The following is a 16,341-nucleotide window of genomic DNA, read 5'->3' as shown; positions in this document are numbered from 1 at the left end:
TTTGAATGATAAAGACCAGATGAGTGATTCTCTCATCTGGTTCTTTTTATGCTATAATATCTTAATCTTCTTCAGTAGTTCAATATTTATTAACTAACGATCAAGTTCATGTCTCGACCGTTTTATAGTTCTCTAATAAAGCGGTAGTGAAGTCCAATAGCGACTTGTAGATTCTTGTCGCGATCAGGTGTGGTTGATAAACTACAATTTTATCAATTGTATGATTCACTAACTGCATCGCTAATATTTCAAGATTCGTATATTGGTGGATAGTTTTCGAAAATCTTTCAATATTTTCAACTGATTCAGTCTGACTATCTAAAGTTTCTTGCAGTTTTTCAAGATTTTGAGATTGGTAATGCGGAGTTCTTTTTGATAGAAGAATTTGGACTTATCAATTTTGGATCAAGAGTGGATAATATTGTTTCTGTAGAAAAAGAGTCTGCAGGATTGTACTGACCCCCAAAAGTTGGACAGATAATTAATGAAAGGATTTAATTCTGTTTCGTCCAGTGACTGATACGATTTCTCAAACCCATAGAACATCTCAGATTTTAGAATGCCAAAGAAGGATTCCATCATGCCATTGTCAGGGCTGTTGCTTTTTCGTGACATAGAAGGACGGACTCCCAAAAGTGATGATAAGACTGGTGTTGATATTGCAGCCCCTGGTCCCTATGGAGGATAGTTCCCCCATAATGTTTAGCTGGAAATGCCTTCTCAAGCATCGTTTGAACTTGCATAAGCTCAGGTGAGCGAGACAAGGCAAACTTCGTCACATCTGTATAGCACTTCTCGTAAGGTTTAACACATTCAAACTGATGCTGAATCAAATTGTCAGCCTTCTTACCGACTTCCCCTTTGTAAGAAGAGTACTTGCGTTTACGTCTAATACGAGCAGCCAAGCCTAATTCTTTCATCAAGCGTTGCACCTTCTTGTGGTTCACACAGAACCCACGATTGCGAAGCTCCAAATGAATCCGACGATAGCCATAATTCCCTTTATGTTCATCATAAATAGCTTTTATTTCAACTTTAAGTTCCTTGTCTTTATCCGCTTGATGAAGCTATTTGATGTGGTAATAATAGTTTGAACGTGCTAAATTTAAAATATCGAGTAATAGCGTCAAGGCAAACTTATCTTTTAATGCTTGGATGATTTTTGTTGCTTTTTGAGTTTTACCTCGTCCCGTAAGCGGTAATCTCTCAACTTTTTTAGTACGGCATTCTCCGCTCTTAGGTACTCATTTTCATATTGCAGGCGTTCTAGTTCAGTCATCTCTTCTACTGGTTTCTTTGGTTTACGTCCCATTTACCTCGGTCTCCCTCTTTGTTTCTTAAGAATAGTATAACCATTTTTCTTGTATTGGGAAAGCCAGTTGGGAAACATTCCCGCATTTGGGATAGCATAATCAATAGAGACTGACAGTTGAGATTGACCCTCAAGAAGAACTTTATTCATGATTTCCTGTTTTAATTCTGGAGGATAACGATTCATTTTGCTCTTTTTAATGACTTCAATATCATACCTATCCATAAGCTTTACCATGTATTTGAGATTGGAAATCTTGACTCCATAGTTCTCGCTAATCTGAGACCAAGGTATTCCTTGCTTTTTCAACCCATATATATTTAGTTTATATTTATAACTTAATTTCATATGAAAAGCCCCCTATTGTTAGATTTTCTGTCTAACTTTTGGAGTGCAGTTCAGATTCCAAAATGATAATTTGTTTTTTACCTTTACTATGATTTCCAATCCCATTTGGTATTCAGTATAAAAGCTATATTTTCACAACGATTGGTTTGAAACTGTTGAATATTTGAGCAATTGAAACAGACGATTTATTTTTTGAAAAATTGGAGAGTTTGTTTCCCTAACAACATGCCCATTTGCCAATTGATTTCTACCTTTCACCAGTTCAGGTTATAGCAGAGGCTGAGGACATAAAAGACTTCAATAATTACCTTCTGAAATAAAAATGTCTACCAGTTTTCGCTTGAAAATACCATGAGAAGGTAATGAGTTATCTGATAAAAACACTCAGAAATGGAGTTCTTGTGTCAATAAAATCTCATTTGAAACGAATAGCGATGCTAATGAAAAAGAAAGCAATGCTTTCAGAAGACAGCTCTTTTCTCTATAAAATCATAATAGTTTTATAGAGAAAATTTAAATCAAGAAGCAACAAGAAGATTATAAGAATAATCTCAAGATATGCTATAATAGAATCATAAAAATTAAATAAACCCGAAGGGTTAACCCTTCCTTTATTATATTCATAATAAAGGAAGGGTTAACCCTTCCTTTATTATATTCATAATAAAGGAATACTATCAGCCCTAACGTTTTCGAGTTGAAAGGAGTTCCCTATTATGAAACAGGAATTAGAAACCTTGTTATTATCGGAAGAGACATTTTTAGTGGAGGGAAAACTAAACAAAAATAAACTGGCGGATTTAGCAAGGAAATACGATGCTCATCTTTTAAAAATATTGATGAGTAAGCCTACTATTTCTAAGCATTTTTTTACAAAGCTAGAAGAAGGTGTTTTGATTTTTAAGAAAGATGTCTTTTTACAATTCTTAAACAACAAAGAGTTTCTTCCAGACAGCTTCACGGCCTATAAGACGAAGATTGGACTTGCGGCGGAGGATAATCGTTATCTATCTGAAAATAAAGAGGTTGTTCTTAATTTTCCCTATAAAGATTGCATTTTGGAAGGTGGACAGACTAAGGAAGATGCCAAACGTCAGGAGATTTTCTTTAATGAGACGCTTGCTCCAACGGAAATCAACCGCTTGCTGGATGATAAAGTATTGACCAACTTTAAGCGTTATGACAAAGACGGTGAACATGAAGTGACCGAACTAAAGGATACGGATAATCTGATTATCAAAGGAAACAACCTGATTGCTCTTCATAGCCTTAAGAAACGCTTTGCAGGAAAAATCAAGCTTATTTATATTGACCCACCTTATAATACGGGAAATGACGGCTTTAAATACAATGATAGTTTTAATCACTCTACTTGGTTGACCTTTATGAAAAATCGCTTGGAAGTGGCGAGGGAGTTGTTGTCTAAAGATGGTGCGATTTATATTTCCATTGACGATAAAGAGCAAGCGTATCTCAAAGTTTTAATGGATGAAATATTTAGTAAAGAAAATTTTCTTACACAGTTTAATTTTCAAGTTCGATATGCAGACAAATCACTTGCTGAAGCAAAAGTTTTCAAACCTCTTATTGAGTACACTTTAATGTATGCTAAAGATTCTACTCATTTCAAAGCGCATCAACCGACAATTCCTTATACTGATGACAAATTTATCTGGGAAATAAAAGAGCTTACGGAAGGAACTATTGAAGAAATAGATGGAAACAAAGTTGGTATTTTCAAGAAAGGCGAGTGGGAGCTTGTTCAAGTAGAACCTGATATGAACGCCCTAAAAGAGACTTGGATTTCAGGCTCAATTTATTCCAAGATGAGCTATGGTCAAGTTTATCAAAAAATCGTTGAACCGAGAGTCGAACTTGATGGAAATGGAGCACTTTATAAAGTCTATGGTCGAGGAGAAGATGGATTGGGTTATCGCTATTATACAAATCCTCAAAAAGCAAATGCGAACCGTGGGAAAATGTTCTCTGGTATGCCATTAGAACGTAAAGCGGAAATTGAAAGTGGTGAAGCTGTAAAATATCATCCCATTGTCAACTTTGCAGATTTTGCAGGCGACTATGGGAATATCAGACATGAGGGTGGCGTTGCCTTTAATAGTGGTAAGAAGCCAGAAAAATTGTTAAAAATGTTAATGGAATATGTGACTTCTGAGAATGATATTGTTCTAGATTTCTTTGGTGGCTCAGGCTCGACAGCAGCAACTGCTCATAAAATGAGACGACAATATATTTCAATTGAACAAATGGATTATATTGAAGATAAGATTGTCGAAAGATTGAACAATGTTATTAAAGACGATACAACGGGTATTTCAAAAGACGTCAACTGGACGGGTGGAGGTGGTTTTGTCTACTGCGAATTGAAAAATGATGCTCAAGATTTTAAAGAGAAGATCTTAACTGCGACAAGAGCAGAAGAGCTATCGGAATTGTTTGAGTTTGCAAAAAAATCCTCTTTCTTATCTTATCGTATTGACCCTAAGAAGTTGAAAGCAACTGAATTTGCAATATTGAGTTTAGCAGAGCAAAAGGAATTGCTACTAGAAATTATAGATAACAACAATCTTTATGTAAATTATTCTGATATGGCTGATACGGATTATGGTATCTCAGAGCAGGACAAGAAGTTGAATCATCAGTTTTATGGGAAGGGGTAGGAAGTATGGCATTTTTATATGAGATTTATAATAATGCTAGTGAAAACGGCTTTGCCAATTTCAAGAACATGGTTCCTGATTACATTAAAGCAAATTTAAAACATGGGCTGAGAGCCTATCAAGAGGAGGCGATTGGACGCTACCTTCATTACTGTAGTGATGACAATCATAGAATTTTTCCAGAGCATATTTTATACAATATGGCGACTGGATCAGGCAAAACCTTGTTAATGGCAGCCATTATCCTAGAGAAATATAAGCAGGGAGAGCGTAATTTCATCTTCTTCGTGAATAATGATAATATCCTTACGAAAACTCGTGCTAACTTTTTAGAAAGTGGAGCAGGGAAATATCTTTTTGCAGACAAAATCATGATTGACAATCATCTGGTATCCATTCGTGAAGTCACGGATTTTTCGGATAGTGACCCCAATAGTATCAATATTGTTTTTACAACGATTCAAAAGCTTCATCAAGATTTAAATACTCCTAGAGAGAACCGTCTTTCTTATGAGCAATTTGAAGACCTCTCAGTTGTATTGTTAGCAGATGAAGCCCACCATTTGAATGCTGGGCTGAGTAAGGCAGAAACAGATGATAATACAAGTTGGACTTCAACAATTGCAACAATTCAAGAAACTGCGCGTCAGTCAAGTTTATTTGAATTTACTGCAACGATTGACTTGGCTAATCCTGATATCGCAAAACGGTATGAAAAGCATCTACTATTCAAGTATGATTTAAAGGAATTTCGTCTGGATAAGTACTCTAAAGACGTTCTCTTTCATTTGGTTGATAGTAATCTTCGCGTTAGAATGCTGCAAGCTATCATTATCAGCCAATATCGTAAGAAGATTGCATTGAAACATAATATATTTCTGAAACCGCTAGTCATGTTCAAATCCCAAAAGGTCACTGACAGCAAAGGGAATATGGAATCGTTCTTGGAGATGTTAGCTCACTTAGATGAGGGTATGATACAAGAGCAACGAAAGCTTGCGGCAGACAGTGTACTTGAAAAAGCCTTTATCTATTTTTCAGAAACAGGTATCAGTGATAGTGATTTGATAGAAGAACTTCAAGAAGATTTCCGTAAGGAACGTTTGCTACTGATTGACGGTAAAAACAAGAGTAGTAATAGTTTGGTAGAATTGAATACACTTGAGCAGCCAACTAATGAGATTCGTGCTATTTTTGCGGTCGATATGCTGAATGAAGGCTGGGATGTTTTGAATTTATTTGATATTGTTCGTCTCTATGATACTCGTGATGGAAAAACGACTAAGAAGGGTTTTGTTGCAGGAAAAACAACAAATGCAGAAAAACAACTAATTGGCCGTGGTGCTCGCTATTATCCGTTTGTTATCGGCGATAATGAAGAAGAAAAATACACTCGTAAGTTTGATGAAAATGAGCTGAATGAACTTCGAGTCATCGAACAGTTGCATTACCATTCGGCAAATAATCCACGCTACATTTCAGAATTAAAACAAGTATTACGTGAGTCTGGAATTTATGATGATGAATTCTTGGTTGAACATCGTTTGAATCTGAAGAAGTCTTTTATGGCAACAAGAACTTATCAGAGCGGTCTTGTCTGGGTCAATGATAAAATTTCTTATACGGAATGGTTGAAAGATCATGAAAAGGTATCGTTTAGTGATAAAATTATTCCTTCTGAATTTGAAGTGGAGTTACCGACACTGAAAAGCAGAGATATTAATGCTTTTTCGATAGAAGAATTAGAAGTTCATGAAAGTATGCCAACAATGTCTATTAAGCTTGGAAAGCGTATCGAAAGAAATATTATTCGTTACGCTTTGAATCGAAATCCAAATTATACATTTGATAAACTTGAGAAAGTATTCTTTGGATTAACTTCTATTTCTGGTTTTATTGCAGAGCTTGAAAAGGTTGATTTGGTTATCAAAGGTGAAGAATCAGCCGTTAAACATCTTTCACAAGAAAATAAAGTGTTTATAGTGGATAAACTCTTAAAGTACATGGAGAAAGATTTGATAGAAACGGAAGAACGTTTTGTTGGAACAGATAGATTTGAAGCAAGGCCGATAAAAGAACTTTTTGAAGCGCATATTTTACGGAAATATACAATTGATAACCATAGTGAGGCTGAGTTTGGCCGTTCTCAAAAAAATAGAAATGAGACGGCTATCTATGAAGATTTAGACAGTCTAAAATGGTATGCCTATGAGGACAATTTTGGAACAAGTGAAGAGAAATATCTCGTACGAACTTTAAAGCATATGATGTCTGAACTTGAAGAAAAATGGTCAGATATTTATCTATTGCGGAATGAAAAGGCTGTTAAAATTTATAATTTTGCCGACGGTAGAGCTTTTGAGCCAGATTTTCTTTTGTTTGCTAAAGATAAGAAAAATGGAAATATATCTTGGCAGATTTTTATTGAGCCAAAAGGCAGTCAATTTTTGGATGCAAATGATACATTCAACAGTAGTAAGGAAGGCTGGAAGCAAAAATTTCTTTTGGATATTTCCAAAAGAGATGAAGCAAGAACGCTTATAGACAATGATCGTTACCGAATTGTTGGCTTGCCATTTTTCAATGAGGTTGTAAGTAAGGAAGAGGTTAAGGAAAAATTGAGAGGATTGAAAGAATAAAAACGGAGGTCTAATATGACAATAAACAGAGGTTCAGAATTTAGAAAATGGGATTTACATATACATTCGCCATATACGGTATTGAATAACAATTTTGAACGTTTAGCAGACGGTAGTCCTAATATCGAGAAATTTATCCAAACACTTAAGGATAACGATATTTCAGCAATTGGTTTAACTAACTATTTTAATTTTTCAGAAGAAGACTTTCAATTAAAACACAGATTAACAAAAGAAGGGATTTGCACTTTTTTAAATCTTGAAATTACCTCCGTTAGATATATTAGAGTCCATATCCCTATACAAGCATAAACTCGTGGTGCTAGTTAATTTCAAACTACAATAAAAAGCTCAAAAGGACTATACTGTAAGTGCCGAAACAAACAGGAGGAAGTCCAAATGAGCCACTTACAGTATACCGCTAAATCTCATCACTTACAATGGAATTTGAAGCAATTATCAAAAATTTGTCATCAACTGTATAGGGATTATTGTCCTGAATCTTTCAAACATCGTCATAATGTCAGTCTATCTAAGGTTTCAGATCAATCTCTATTAGTCTTACTTCTCTTGCAAGCTGAACTAGGGATTAAGTCACAACGTCATTTCTACCGTCTCTGTTACTTATTTCCTTGTGGTCATCTTCTTGAACGAAGCCGTTTTAATAGACGAGCAAGACAGTTGATTTGGTTAGTTCAAGTCATTAGACAAGCAATGAATACTAAAATCTCACCTGGTTCCATTGTTATTATAGATAGCTTTCCCTTGCCACTTTGCCAACCTACCCGTAACTATAGAACACGTATTTTTAACGACTTAGCAGATATTGGCTACAATGCTTCCAAACATCTGTGGTTCTATGGATTCAAAGTACACATGCTGGTAACTTTATCAGGCTATATTCTGAATTATGTTGTGACACCTGCATCAGTCCATGATATTAGGGCAGTTGATGACTTACTAGAAAATTGCCGACAACCTTATATTTTAGCAGATTTAGGCTATCTTAGTAAGGAACTTAAAGATCATTTGACCCAAAAAGGCTATCATCTATGGACTCCCTTACGCCAAAAGATGGCAGGAGCTAAACAACATAATCATTGGAAATTGATAGCTATGAGACGAACCATTGAGACTCGCTTCTCAGAGCTTTGCGGTCTTTTTGATATAGAACACACACTGACTAGAAGTTTAGCAGGTCTGCAGTTAAGGCTGGAGCAAATTATACTGGCTTACAATCTGAGATACTTCGAGATTAACTAGCACCACGAGTAAGCATAAGAAAGCCGATTTTAGTTTAGGTCGTCTTTTTCTATACTTGTATTTATTCCTCTTTTTAATGTTTCGCTTATTTATACATCAATATTTTGTAATTGTAAAACAAATACTTTTTCATTTGCCAACCCATCCAACCAATATTGCCTGTCTTGTTCAGTTTTGCTTTGGCAGAGTTTTATCCAGTATATTTCAGCTTGTTTAAAATTTACGAATGAACAAGAATAAGTTAATGCCGAGTGCTTGCCAACAGGAAAGACAACTTCGAAAATCCCTTTTCGAAAGCATTGTCCAGCGATTCGATATTAGTTATTAACTAGCTAAACGCAGTCAATTGGCTTTGGTAAATGGAAAGTTCCCTGCTTCATTTCGAAATTCTTCATATTTTTATTATTGGTTTGCTTTAATTTTTAGGATATATTAAGCCTCCTTATCTGTTAATAGTGACATCATAACTTTCTTTGGTTAGTCTAGTGTGTTTATGAAAGAAAAATAGCGAGAGGGTTGCTATTTTAAGGTAGGATAACTGGCTTATGTTACTATTGTTATTATTCTTGCGTATTTAGACTGCTGGGCGAGATATGCTATAATGAGGACATGAGAAAAATAGCATTGTTATCCGATATTCATGGAAATCAGACAGCACTTGAAGCGGTGATTGCAGATACAAGAGAGCAAAACGTGACAGACTACTGGCTTTTGGGCGATAGCCTACTGCCGGGGACTGGTCGAAAGGACTTGCTTGAGCTATTAGGCAGTCTTCCTATTTCGTTAGAAGTGCGGGGAAATTGGGAAGATAGCTTGTGGCGGGCGGCTCATGGTTTGCTGGATATAGAGCGACCTAGTCATCTTTATCTCATGCGTCTATGTGCCTATATGATGGAGGAGATTTCATTAGAGGATATTGAAGAACGCGCTCATTTGTCCATGCAGGAAATGCGTACTATTCATGCTTTGGATATTGCGGTAACTCACCATTTGCCCGAGAAAAATTGGGGTCGGGAGTTGATCCATATCGGCGCTCAGGAAGAGTTTGATAAGCTGTTTCAAGGGAATCAAGCCTCGATTGCCATTTATGGTCATATCCACCAGCAGTTTTTACGATATGGAAGCAAAGGGCAGCTCATCATCAATCCAGGCTCCATCGGACAGCCCTTTTTTATGGATCAGCAGCTACGCAAGGATTTGCGGGCTCAATATGCTATTTTACAGATCGATGAGAATGGTCTATCCGATGTTGATTTCTGCCGTGTCGCTTATGATGTGGAGTTTGAGTTGCAGCGTGCCAAGGACAAGGGGCTTCCTTATTTCGAGATTTACCAAGAAAGTTTGCTCAATGGTATTCATCATACGCATAATCATGAGCTGCTATCTGCGATTGCTGAAAAAGAAGGCTATAAAGATGAAGTCAAATCCTTTTTTAAGAATAGATGATACTTGAGATTTAGAGAGAAAAGAGCTATACTAGGGGAAATAGGAGGATGATATGCAGATTTCAAGCCGATTTACCATTGCCTCTCATATCTTGGTGATTTTAGGTCTAGAGGGAGAAACGACCAAGGTGACCAGTGAGTATCTGGCAGGCAGTGTGGGAGTCAATCCCGTGATTATTCGTAATATTCTGTCTCAGCTCAAGGCAGCAGAGCTTGTCTCGGTAGCAAGAGGGACAGGAGGAGCAAAGATTATCCAGCAATTTGAGGAGATTACTCTCTATGATGTCTATAAGGCGGTCGATAGTCTGGGCAAATCAGGTCAACTCTTTGGTTTTCATGATAATCCTAATCCTGATTGCAATGTCGGGCGCAATATCCATGCTGTCTTAGATGATTGCTTAGAGGAAGCTCAAAAAGCCTTGGAACATCAACTCCGTCAAACAACATTAGCGGATTTAGTCCGCAAAGCACAGGAAAAAGTAGCTAGTGAGGAGAATTGAGATGAAAAAAGGGTGATAACCATTGGGCAGTCGGTTATCAGTATTGGCTTGTCTTTAGGAGCTTTTCTAGGCTTGGTATTTGGTTATATGCTAGACAATATCCCAGTGGGGCTTACAATGGGACCAGGCTTTGGTATGTTATAGCCGTTCAGTCTTGATTTATTACGTCGTTAACTCGTCTTACCTAACCTAAGTTATGCCCGCGACTCGTTGCTTAGTACTAAATTAATCTGAAAGGCTATAAATATAAAATAGTCATCATTGCTTATCTGATTTCCAAGTCAAACAAGAATAAGAAAGATGGAGAGTAGTAAATACTCGCTAGATAAAAAGGACTGGGGACCAGTCTTTTTTGTTTTCTACTAAAAAATAATTCTCAAGTTGTAATGATTGACATTACATTGGAGAGGTGTTAGAATGTAGTTGTAAATAAAAATATTACAACGATTGGAGAAAGAATATGAAACTAGCAGTAATTGGTGCAAATGGACAGGCAGGACAAGCGATTGTAGCAGAAGCGGTGGCGCGTGGTCATGAGGTGACAGCCATTGTCCGCGCAAGCAACAAGTCTCAGGCGCAAGAGGTCTTGCAAAAGGATTTATTTGATTTAGAAAGGGCAGACTTGGCAGGATTTGATGCGGTGGTGAGCGCCTTTGGGGCTTTCGCACCTGAGACGCTACCGCAACACACGACTTCTTTGGAGCATTTGACAGCCATTTTAGCAGGTAGCAAGACGCGCCTCTTGGTCGTTGGTGGAGCAGGGAGCTTGTATGTAGACGACAGCATGACCCTGCAATTATTCCAAACTCCAGATTTTCCAGCAGACTTTTTCCCTCTAGCAGAAGCTATGGGCAAGGGCTTGGAAGTGCTTCGCAAGGTCAAAGATGTCAACTGGACCTATATCAGCCCAGCAGCAGATTTTGAGGTAGACTATCCAAAAACAGGGGACTACCTTCTTGCAGGCGAGGTCTTTACAGTCAATGAAGCGGGTGAAAGCAAAATCAGCTATGCTGACTATGCTACTGCTATGGTAGATGAGATTGAAGCGGCTGCTCATCCTCAAGAACGGATTTCAGTCCTTGGAAAGTAGGCTCTTATGACTTATCCTTATAACAGTCAGATTTTTCTCGGTGAAGTTGCGCTTTATGTGGAAAATATAGAAAATATGACTTACTTTTATCATCAGGTCTTGGGGCTTGATATTCTAGAAAAAAAGGAAACAGAAGTTCTATTAGGAGTGGACGGAGAGGGGCTGGTTCGCCTGCTTGTAGCCACTCAGGCAAAATCTAGGACCTACGGTCTCTACCACCTAGCCCTGCTAGTGCCTACCCGGCAGGATTTGGCAAATGTCTTTAAACGACTTGCGGAAGCTCGCATTCCCATGGTCGGTGGCGCAGATCATGGATATAGCGAGGCCATTTACCTCGAAGATCCAGAAAGGAATGGTATTGAAATCTACCATGACAAGGATGTTGCAGTTTGGGATATTCGTGAGGACGGGCGAATTGTTGGCGTGACGGAGGAATTAGCTGCCCAGGATCTGTATGATAGCGGAGTTTACACGGAACCCTTTGAGCTTCCTTCTGGTACTCGTATGGGACACGTCCACTTATCGGTCAAGGATAGCCAGTCAGCCAGTGCCTTTTATCAAACCTTGCTAGGTTTGGAAGACAAGTTTTCCATGCCAAGCGCCAGTTGGCTTGCTTCAGGCGACTATCACCACCATTTGGCAGTCAATGAATGGGACAGTAAGCTAGCAGGAAAATGCCAAAAAGGTCAAGCAGGACTTGCTTATTTCACCGTGTTTGTTAAAGACAAAGAAGACTTAGTAGCTGTCCACGAACGAGCAAGAGAATTAGGTATAACACCCAACTGGCTTCATTCCCGAATGCTTGAAATAAGGGATGTTGACGGAATTCGAGTGCGGGTTGCATTAAAATAGTGGACAATTAAAAAGGGGTTGTTTCTCAGATGAACAACTCCTTTTTGCTGAATTTATAAACTATTTTTCAGGGCTTGGATAAGTTGGTGATTTTCTTGAATCAGGCGATCGGCCCCTTCTCGTGTCAGTCCGTCGATCTGCCAAAAGCATTCTGTCAAATGCGTCTTGATGTCTGCTTGGAGATGTTTCCCCTCTTCTGTCAGTTGGACATACAGTTGGCGCTTGTCTTTTTCAGGCTTGAGCCGTAGGAGGTAGCCCTTGTCCTCCAAACGTTTGAGCAAGGGGGTCAAGGTATTGCTAGACAAATCGAGCCTGCTACCAATTTCTTTAAGGGAAAGAGAAGGTTCTTCCCACAAGACAACCAAGACCAGGTACTGGGTGTAGGTCAAATCATATTTTTCCAGATTTTTTTTGTAAAACTGCTGAAAGAGTCGCTCAACAGTATAGAAGGAATAGCAGAGTTGGTGAGAAAGCTTGTCGTTCATGTCGTGTCTCCAGTCGTTCGCGAGTGATTCTAGAATAACATAAAGCCTTTTAATTGACAAAGTATACGATTTTCTTTAAAATAATCGCGCACGATTAAATTTTGGAGGAAAAGAAAATGTATCAATACGATGTAACGTTTATCGGTTCAGGGCATGCCAGCTGGCATGCGGCTGTTGACTTGGCAAAAGCAGGCAAGAAAGTTGCGATTATCGAAAAAGATGTGACTGCTGGGACCTGTACCAACTACGGATGCAATGCTAAATTTTTACTAGAAAGTCCTTTTGAATTTTTAGACGGCTTGGCACGCTATGAAAAAGCTGGGATTGCGAAAAGCGGTGAGATTTCTTGGGAAAAACTCATGGTCTACAAGAAGGAAGAAATCGGCAGCTATGCACCAATCATGGAAGGCATGTTTGCGCAGCTAGGAATTACATTGCTAAAAGGACATGGACGCCTTCTTGATGCCCATACGGTGGCTTATGGAGATGAGGTTCTTACAACGGAATTCGTCGTTATCGGAACGGGTCAACGACCAGCTAGATTGCAGGTGCCAGGCAATGAATATTTTCATGATAGTCGAGAGTTTCTTGACTTGGACATCTTACCTGAGCGCATGACCTTTATCGGTGCGGGCATTATCTCTCTTGAATTTGCGACTATGGTTGCTAAAATGGGCAAAGAAGTCCACATTATCGAATTTGCGGACCGAGCGCTAGCTGCTTATCCAGAACAATATGTTTCTGCGGTAGTGGACAAGATGGGTGAAGAAGGGGTACAATTTCATTTTGGTCAAGCGGTGTCAGAAGCGCTTAAAACGCAAGATGGCTACCTTGTTCGGACTGCAAGTGGGTTAGAAATTGAGACAGATTATATTGTCGATGTGACAGGGCGCGTGTCCAATGTAGAAAATCTGGGCTTGGAAGAGCTTGGGATTGAGACAGATCGTGGTGGCATTATAGTGAATGAATTCATGCAAACGGCTGTTCCAACGATTTACGCATCTGGCGATGTTGTTTCAAAATTCATTCCTAAATTAACCCCGACAGCCTGCTTTGAATCAAGCTACATTGCCCGTCATATTTTGGGAGAAACGGCTCCGATTGCCTACCCAGTCATTCCAAATGTGGTCTTTACTCTTCCTAGGATTTCTCAGGTCGGTGTGACGGTGGCAGAAGCTAAAGAGCAGGCAGATCAGTATCGGGTGGTAGAAGTACCATTTGGTCAACGCTTGAAATTCCAAACCAAATTAGAAACAGAATCCCATGTGACCTTCATTGTTGGTAAAGATAAGACCTTAAAAGGAGCAGCCCTTCTAGGAAATGAAGCAGGTGAACTCATCAATCTCTTAACCTTGATTATTGAGCAAGGCTTGACAGCGCAGGACCTAGATCGCTACATTTTTGCATTTCCAGCTGTTACCAATGGCATTTTAAATGACTTGAAAGTCGCATTGGCATAGAAAAGAGGAAGTGACGATGAAAGTAGGAGTAGTGACAAAACTCTTCAGCAGTCTAGTAGCCTTGGAATTTCTGTATATTTTCTATCTAGAGACGCTGATGACCACTCAAGAGACCACTTCCCGCGTGTTTAATATTCCAGTTGAAGTATTGCAGACAGATACGGTATCCCTGCTCTTTCAAAATCAAGGGGTCTATAATCTCATGATTGCACTTTTACTGATTTATACACTAATGTTCAGCCACAACAAGTTTGAACTTCTGCTCTTAATGATGGTCTATATTCTAGTCGTGGCTCTCTATGGTGGCATTAGTAGCGATATGAGTATTTTTGTAAAGCAAGGAAGTCTCCCTCTGTTAACAATTCTTAGTCTGGTCTATGATTGTTGGAAAATGAGAAAGGAGCAGGGATGAAAAGTTTGAAACGCCTCACTGTGCTAGTCTTGGCCTTGCTTGCCTTCGTTTATATTGGAGCAGCGAGCTATTTTGCCAAAAGCATTGTCAAACCAAGTCCTATGACTCTCGCTGAGGAGGAAGCATGGGAAAAAGCGCATGGTATGTGGAATGATTTTGAACACTTCGATGTCGCAGAATACACGGTCAAAGGGGTAGATGATTATTCCCTGCATGCAGCGCTTGTCAAGGCACCTGATCCAAAGAGCCAAAAATATGTCATCATTACCCACGGCTTTCGCTCTAATCGTAATGGTGCGGTAAAGTATGTGCAGGTCTATCGTGAATTAGGCTACAACTGTATTATCTATGATGTTCGGGGGCATGGGAAAAATGAGCCTGCAACTGTAACACTGGGTAATATCGAGTCGCAAGATTTGATGAACGTGATTGAGGATAGTTATCAGCGCTATGGTTCAGGGATTTACCTAGGCCTACAAGGTGAGTCTATGGGGAGTTCGATTTCCCTAAACGCTCTAAACTATCATCCTAAGGTTCAATTCGTTGTAGCAGATTGTGGCTTTACCAATCTCTATGACCTGATTGCTACAGGCTATCAAGCCAATCATGTGAGTTTTCTCATGCCTGGTGTGAATTGGGTAGCCAAGCACATCTACGGCGTTGATATGAAAGAGACTAGTGCTATCGATGCAGTAAAGAACAATCATGATATTCCAGTAACCTTCATTCACGGTGCAGACGATAGCCTGATTGTACCAGAAAATAGCCAAAGACTGGCTGATGAAAATCCGAGTGCAGATACTGTTTCCATAGTGGAAGCTGCTGCCCATGCAGAGGCTCGCGAAGTTTTAGGGGTTGAAGGCTACAATGCCTTGGTCCAACAAAATCCGAATGTGAAATAGGAGTATTACAGTTTGGGATTAGAATATCTCCATCATTACTCAGCAAGACAAGCTAGTAGCGACCGTTTTTCACGGTCGTTTTTTTTTGAGCACACTTCTTGACAGTTTATTTGTTTCGAGATAAAATTGTATCCGTAACTGATACAAACACAAAAAGGAGAATAGAATGAAAAGTCATTATCAAAGACAATTTTCACTTTCAATTTTATTATGGATGAGAAAAGACCAACCGCGCAAGCAAGGAATGGATTATTGGAAGGGACCTCACTCAAAGATTATTGCCTCTTCACCAGGTTTATTTGAATATCGTCAACAGCATTTTAGTGCAGATGAGCATAGTTTTTGGCCAAAAAATCCTATCCTAGAAACAATTGTTTCAGACGATCGTAAGATTGATGGTGTTGCAGAGGTAACTTATAAAAGTTACTAGATCCTGTGAGGGGGCGTAGGCAGACTGCATTAGCATTTGAGGATGAAATCAATGTATTTCGTAGAACATTGATGTATATGGGATGGCCATTTTCCTCACGTTGGTACCAGACAACAACGAAAAAGGACACACAAGTACGAGATATTCTTTATTTGAGACGAAAAGAGTCTGCTACCAGAAAGAAGTTTCAATCTTATGTACATGACAACCTAGCTGAACAATTAGCACAAATATCTGGAGTGACTGAACTACGAACACAAGTCTATTTGCCTTGGAATAAAGCAACATGGAATACCCCCAATGTAGCACATGATAATCCGAAAGAAGAGCAGTATCATGCCTTGATGATTATTGGATTTTCAAATGAAGAAGTACGAAAGAATTTTTATGAAGAAATAGCTCTTACATTAAATGCTGAATTGGTCACCTATGTTTCGGCACTACATGCTTATAAGATGGAAGAGACCATTTCATTTGTAAAAAACGGGCAACGTTTGAAATAAAAGGATAAAGATAGCTTGGGGA

Annotated in this window: 15 protein-coding genes and 2 pseudogenes; 14 read left to right on the top strand and 3 right to left on the bottom strand. The window is 38.8% G+C overall.

From position 1 onward, the window contains the following. Window positions 1–106: 106 nt before the first annotated feature. Window positions 107–271 carry a hypothetical protein gene (locus AB1I63_05530; protein ID MEW4354345.1) on the bottom strand — a complete coding sequence of 55 codons (165 nt, stop codon included), beginning with the start codon at window positions 269–271 and terminating at the stop codon, window positions 107–109. Between the two features lie 197 nt (window positions 272–468). Beyond that, window positions 469–1,660 (bottom strand): annotated as a pseudogene (locus AB1I63_05525) (IS3 family transposase). A gap of 716 nt (window positions 1,661–2,376) precedes the next feature. On the opposite strand from AB1I63_05525, the gene AB1I63_05520 reads away from it, so the two are divergent. The 9 genes and pseudogenes from AB1I63_05520 (at window position 2,377) to AB1I63_05480 (ending at window position 12,127) form a co-directional block, all read left to right on the top strand. Beyond that, on the top strand, window positions 2,377–4,338 hold the full coding sequence (locus AB1I63_05520; protein ID MEW4354344.1) for a site-specific DNA-methyltransferase: 1,962 nt from the start codon (window positions 2,377–2,379) through the stop codon (window positions 4,336–4,338). Window positions 4,339–4,343: 5 nt separating this feature from the next. Continuing rightward, window positions 4,344–6,977 carry a DEAD/DEAH box helicase family protein gene (locus AB1I63_05515; protein ID MEW4354343.1) on the top strand — a complete coding sequence of 878 codons (2,634 nt, stop codon included), beginning with the start codon at window positions 4,344–4,346 and terminating at the stop codon, window positions 6,975–6,977. A 21-nt stretch (window positions 6,978–6,998) separates the two neighbouring features. After that, window positions 6,999–7,244, top strand: a pseudogene (locus tag AB1I63_05510) (hypothetical protein). 132 nt (window positions 7,245–7,376) lie between these two features. Beyond that, window positions 7,377–8,240 (top strand): IS982 family transposase, encoded by an 864-nt coding sequence (locus AB1I63_05505; GenBank protein ID MEW4354342.1) that lies wholly within the window; start codon window positions 7,377–7,379, stop codon window positions 8,238–8,240. 609 nt (window positions 8,241–8,849) lie between these two features. After that, a complete protein-coding gene (locus AB1I63_05500; GenBank protein ID MEW4354341.1) occupies window positions 8,850–9,686 on the top strand; it encodes a metallophosphoesterase family protein in 837 nt (278 codons plus the stop codon). Between the two features lie 52 nt (window positions 9,687–9,738). Beyond that, window positions 9,739–10,185 (top strand): Rrf2 family transcriptional regulator, encoded by a 447-nt coding sequence (locus AB1I63_05495; GenBank protein MEW4354340.1) that lies wholly within the window; start codon window positions 9,739–9,741, stop codon window positions 10,183–10,185. Window positions 10,186–10,197: 12 nt separating this feature from the next. Next, window positions 10,198–10,329 carry a hypothetical protein gene (locus AB1I63_05490; protein ID MEW4354339.1) on the top strand — a complete coding sequence of 44 codons (132 nt, stop codon included), beginning with the start codon at window positions 10,198–10,200 and terminating at the stop codon, window positions 10,327–10,329. Between the two features lie 316 nt (window positions 10,330–10,645). Continuing rightward, a complete protein-coding gene (locus AB1I63_05485) occupies window positions 10,646–11,275 on the top strand; it encodes an NAD(P)-dependent oxidoreductase (GenBank protein ID MEW4354338.1) in 630 nt (209 codons plus the stop codon). Between the two features lie 6 nt (window positions 11,276–11,281). After that, the gene (locus AB1I63_05480; GenBank protein MEW4354337.1) at window positions 11,282–12,127 is read left to right on the top strand and encodes a VOC family protein; all 846 of its coding nucleotides are present in this window, start codon (window positions 11,282–11,284) and stop codon (window positions 12,125–12,127) included. A gap of 53 nt (window positions 12,128–12,180) precedes the next feature. On the opposite strand, the gene AB1I63_05475 is transcribed toward AB1I63_05480, so the two are convergent. Next, window positions 12,181–12,612 carry a MarR family transcriptional regulator gene (locus AB1I63_05475; GenBank protein MEW4354336.1) on the bottom strand — a complete coding sequence of 144 codons (432 nt, stop codon included), beginning with the start codon at window positions 12,610–12,612 and terminating at the stop codon, window positions 12,181–12,183. Window positions 12,613–12,728: 116 nt separating this feature from the next. Between AB1I63_05475 and AB1I63_05470 the strand changes: the two genes are divergently transcribed. The 5 genes from AB1I63_05470 to AB1I63_05450 all read left to right on the top strand — a co-directional run bounded on the left by AB1I63_05470 (window position 12,729) and on the right by AB1I63_05450 (window position 16,319). Beyond that, the gene (locus AB1I63_05470) at window positions 12,729–14,072 is read left to right on the top strand and encodes an NAD(P)/FAD-dependent oxidoreductase (GenBank protein ID MEW4354335.1); all 1,344 of its coding nucleotides are present in this window, start codon (window positions 12,729–12,731) and stop codon (window positions 14,070–14,072) included. Between the two features lie 16 nt (window positions 14,073–14,088). Next, window positions 14,089–14,484 (top strand): DUF1304 domain-containing protein, encoded by a 396-nt coding sequence (locus tag AB1I63_05465; protein ID MEW4354334.1) that lies wholly within the window; start codon window positions 14,089–14,091, stop codon window positions 14,482–14,484. Beyond that, complete coding sequence (locus tag AB1I63_05460; GenBank protein MEW4354333.1) at window positions 14,481–15,386, top strand: alpha/beta fold hydrolase; 906 nt, start codon at window positions 14,481–14,483, stop codon at window positions 15,384–15,386. The genes AB1I63_05465 and AB1I63_05460 overlap by 4 nt, the downstream gene beginning before the upstream one ends. A gap of 166 nt (window positions 15,387–15,552) precedes the next feature. After that, window positions 15,553–15,816 (top strand): hypothetical protein, encoded by a 264-nt coding sequence (locus AB1I63_05455; GenBank protein MEW4354332.1) that lies wholly within the window; start codon window positions 15,553–15,555, stop codon window positions 15,814–15,816. A 71-nt stretch (window positions 15,817–15,887) separates the two neighbouring features. Continuing rightward, a complete protein-coding gene (locus AB1I63_05450) occupies window positions 15,888–16,319 on the top strand; it encodes a hypothetical protein (protein MEW4354331.1) in 432 nt (143 codons plus the stop codon). The last annotated feature ends 22 nt before the right edge of the window (window positions 16,320–16,341 follow it).

Source organism: Streptococcus pneumoniae (genome assembly GCA_040719455.1).
Taxonomy (GTDB): domain Bacteria; phylum Bacillota; class Bacilli; order Lactobacillales; family Streptococcaceae; genus Streptococcus; species Streptococcus pneumoniae_G.
The sequence above is the reverse complement of the archived record's forward strand: the minus strand, read 5'-3'. Positions and strand labels throughout refer to the sequence as shown.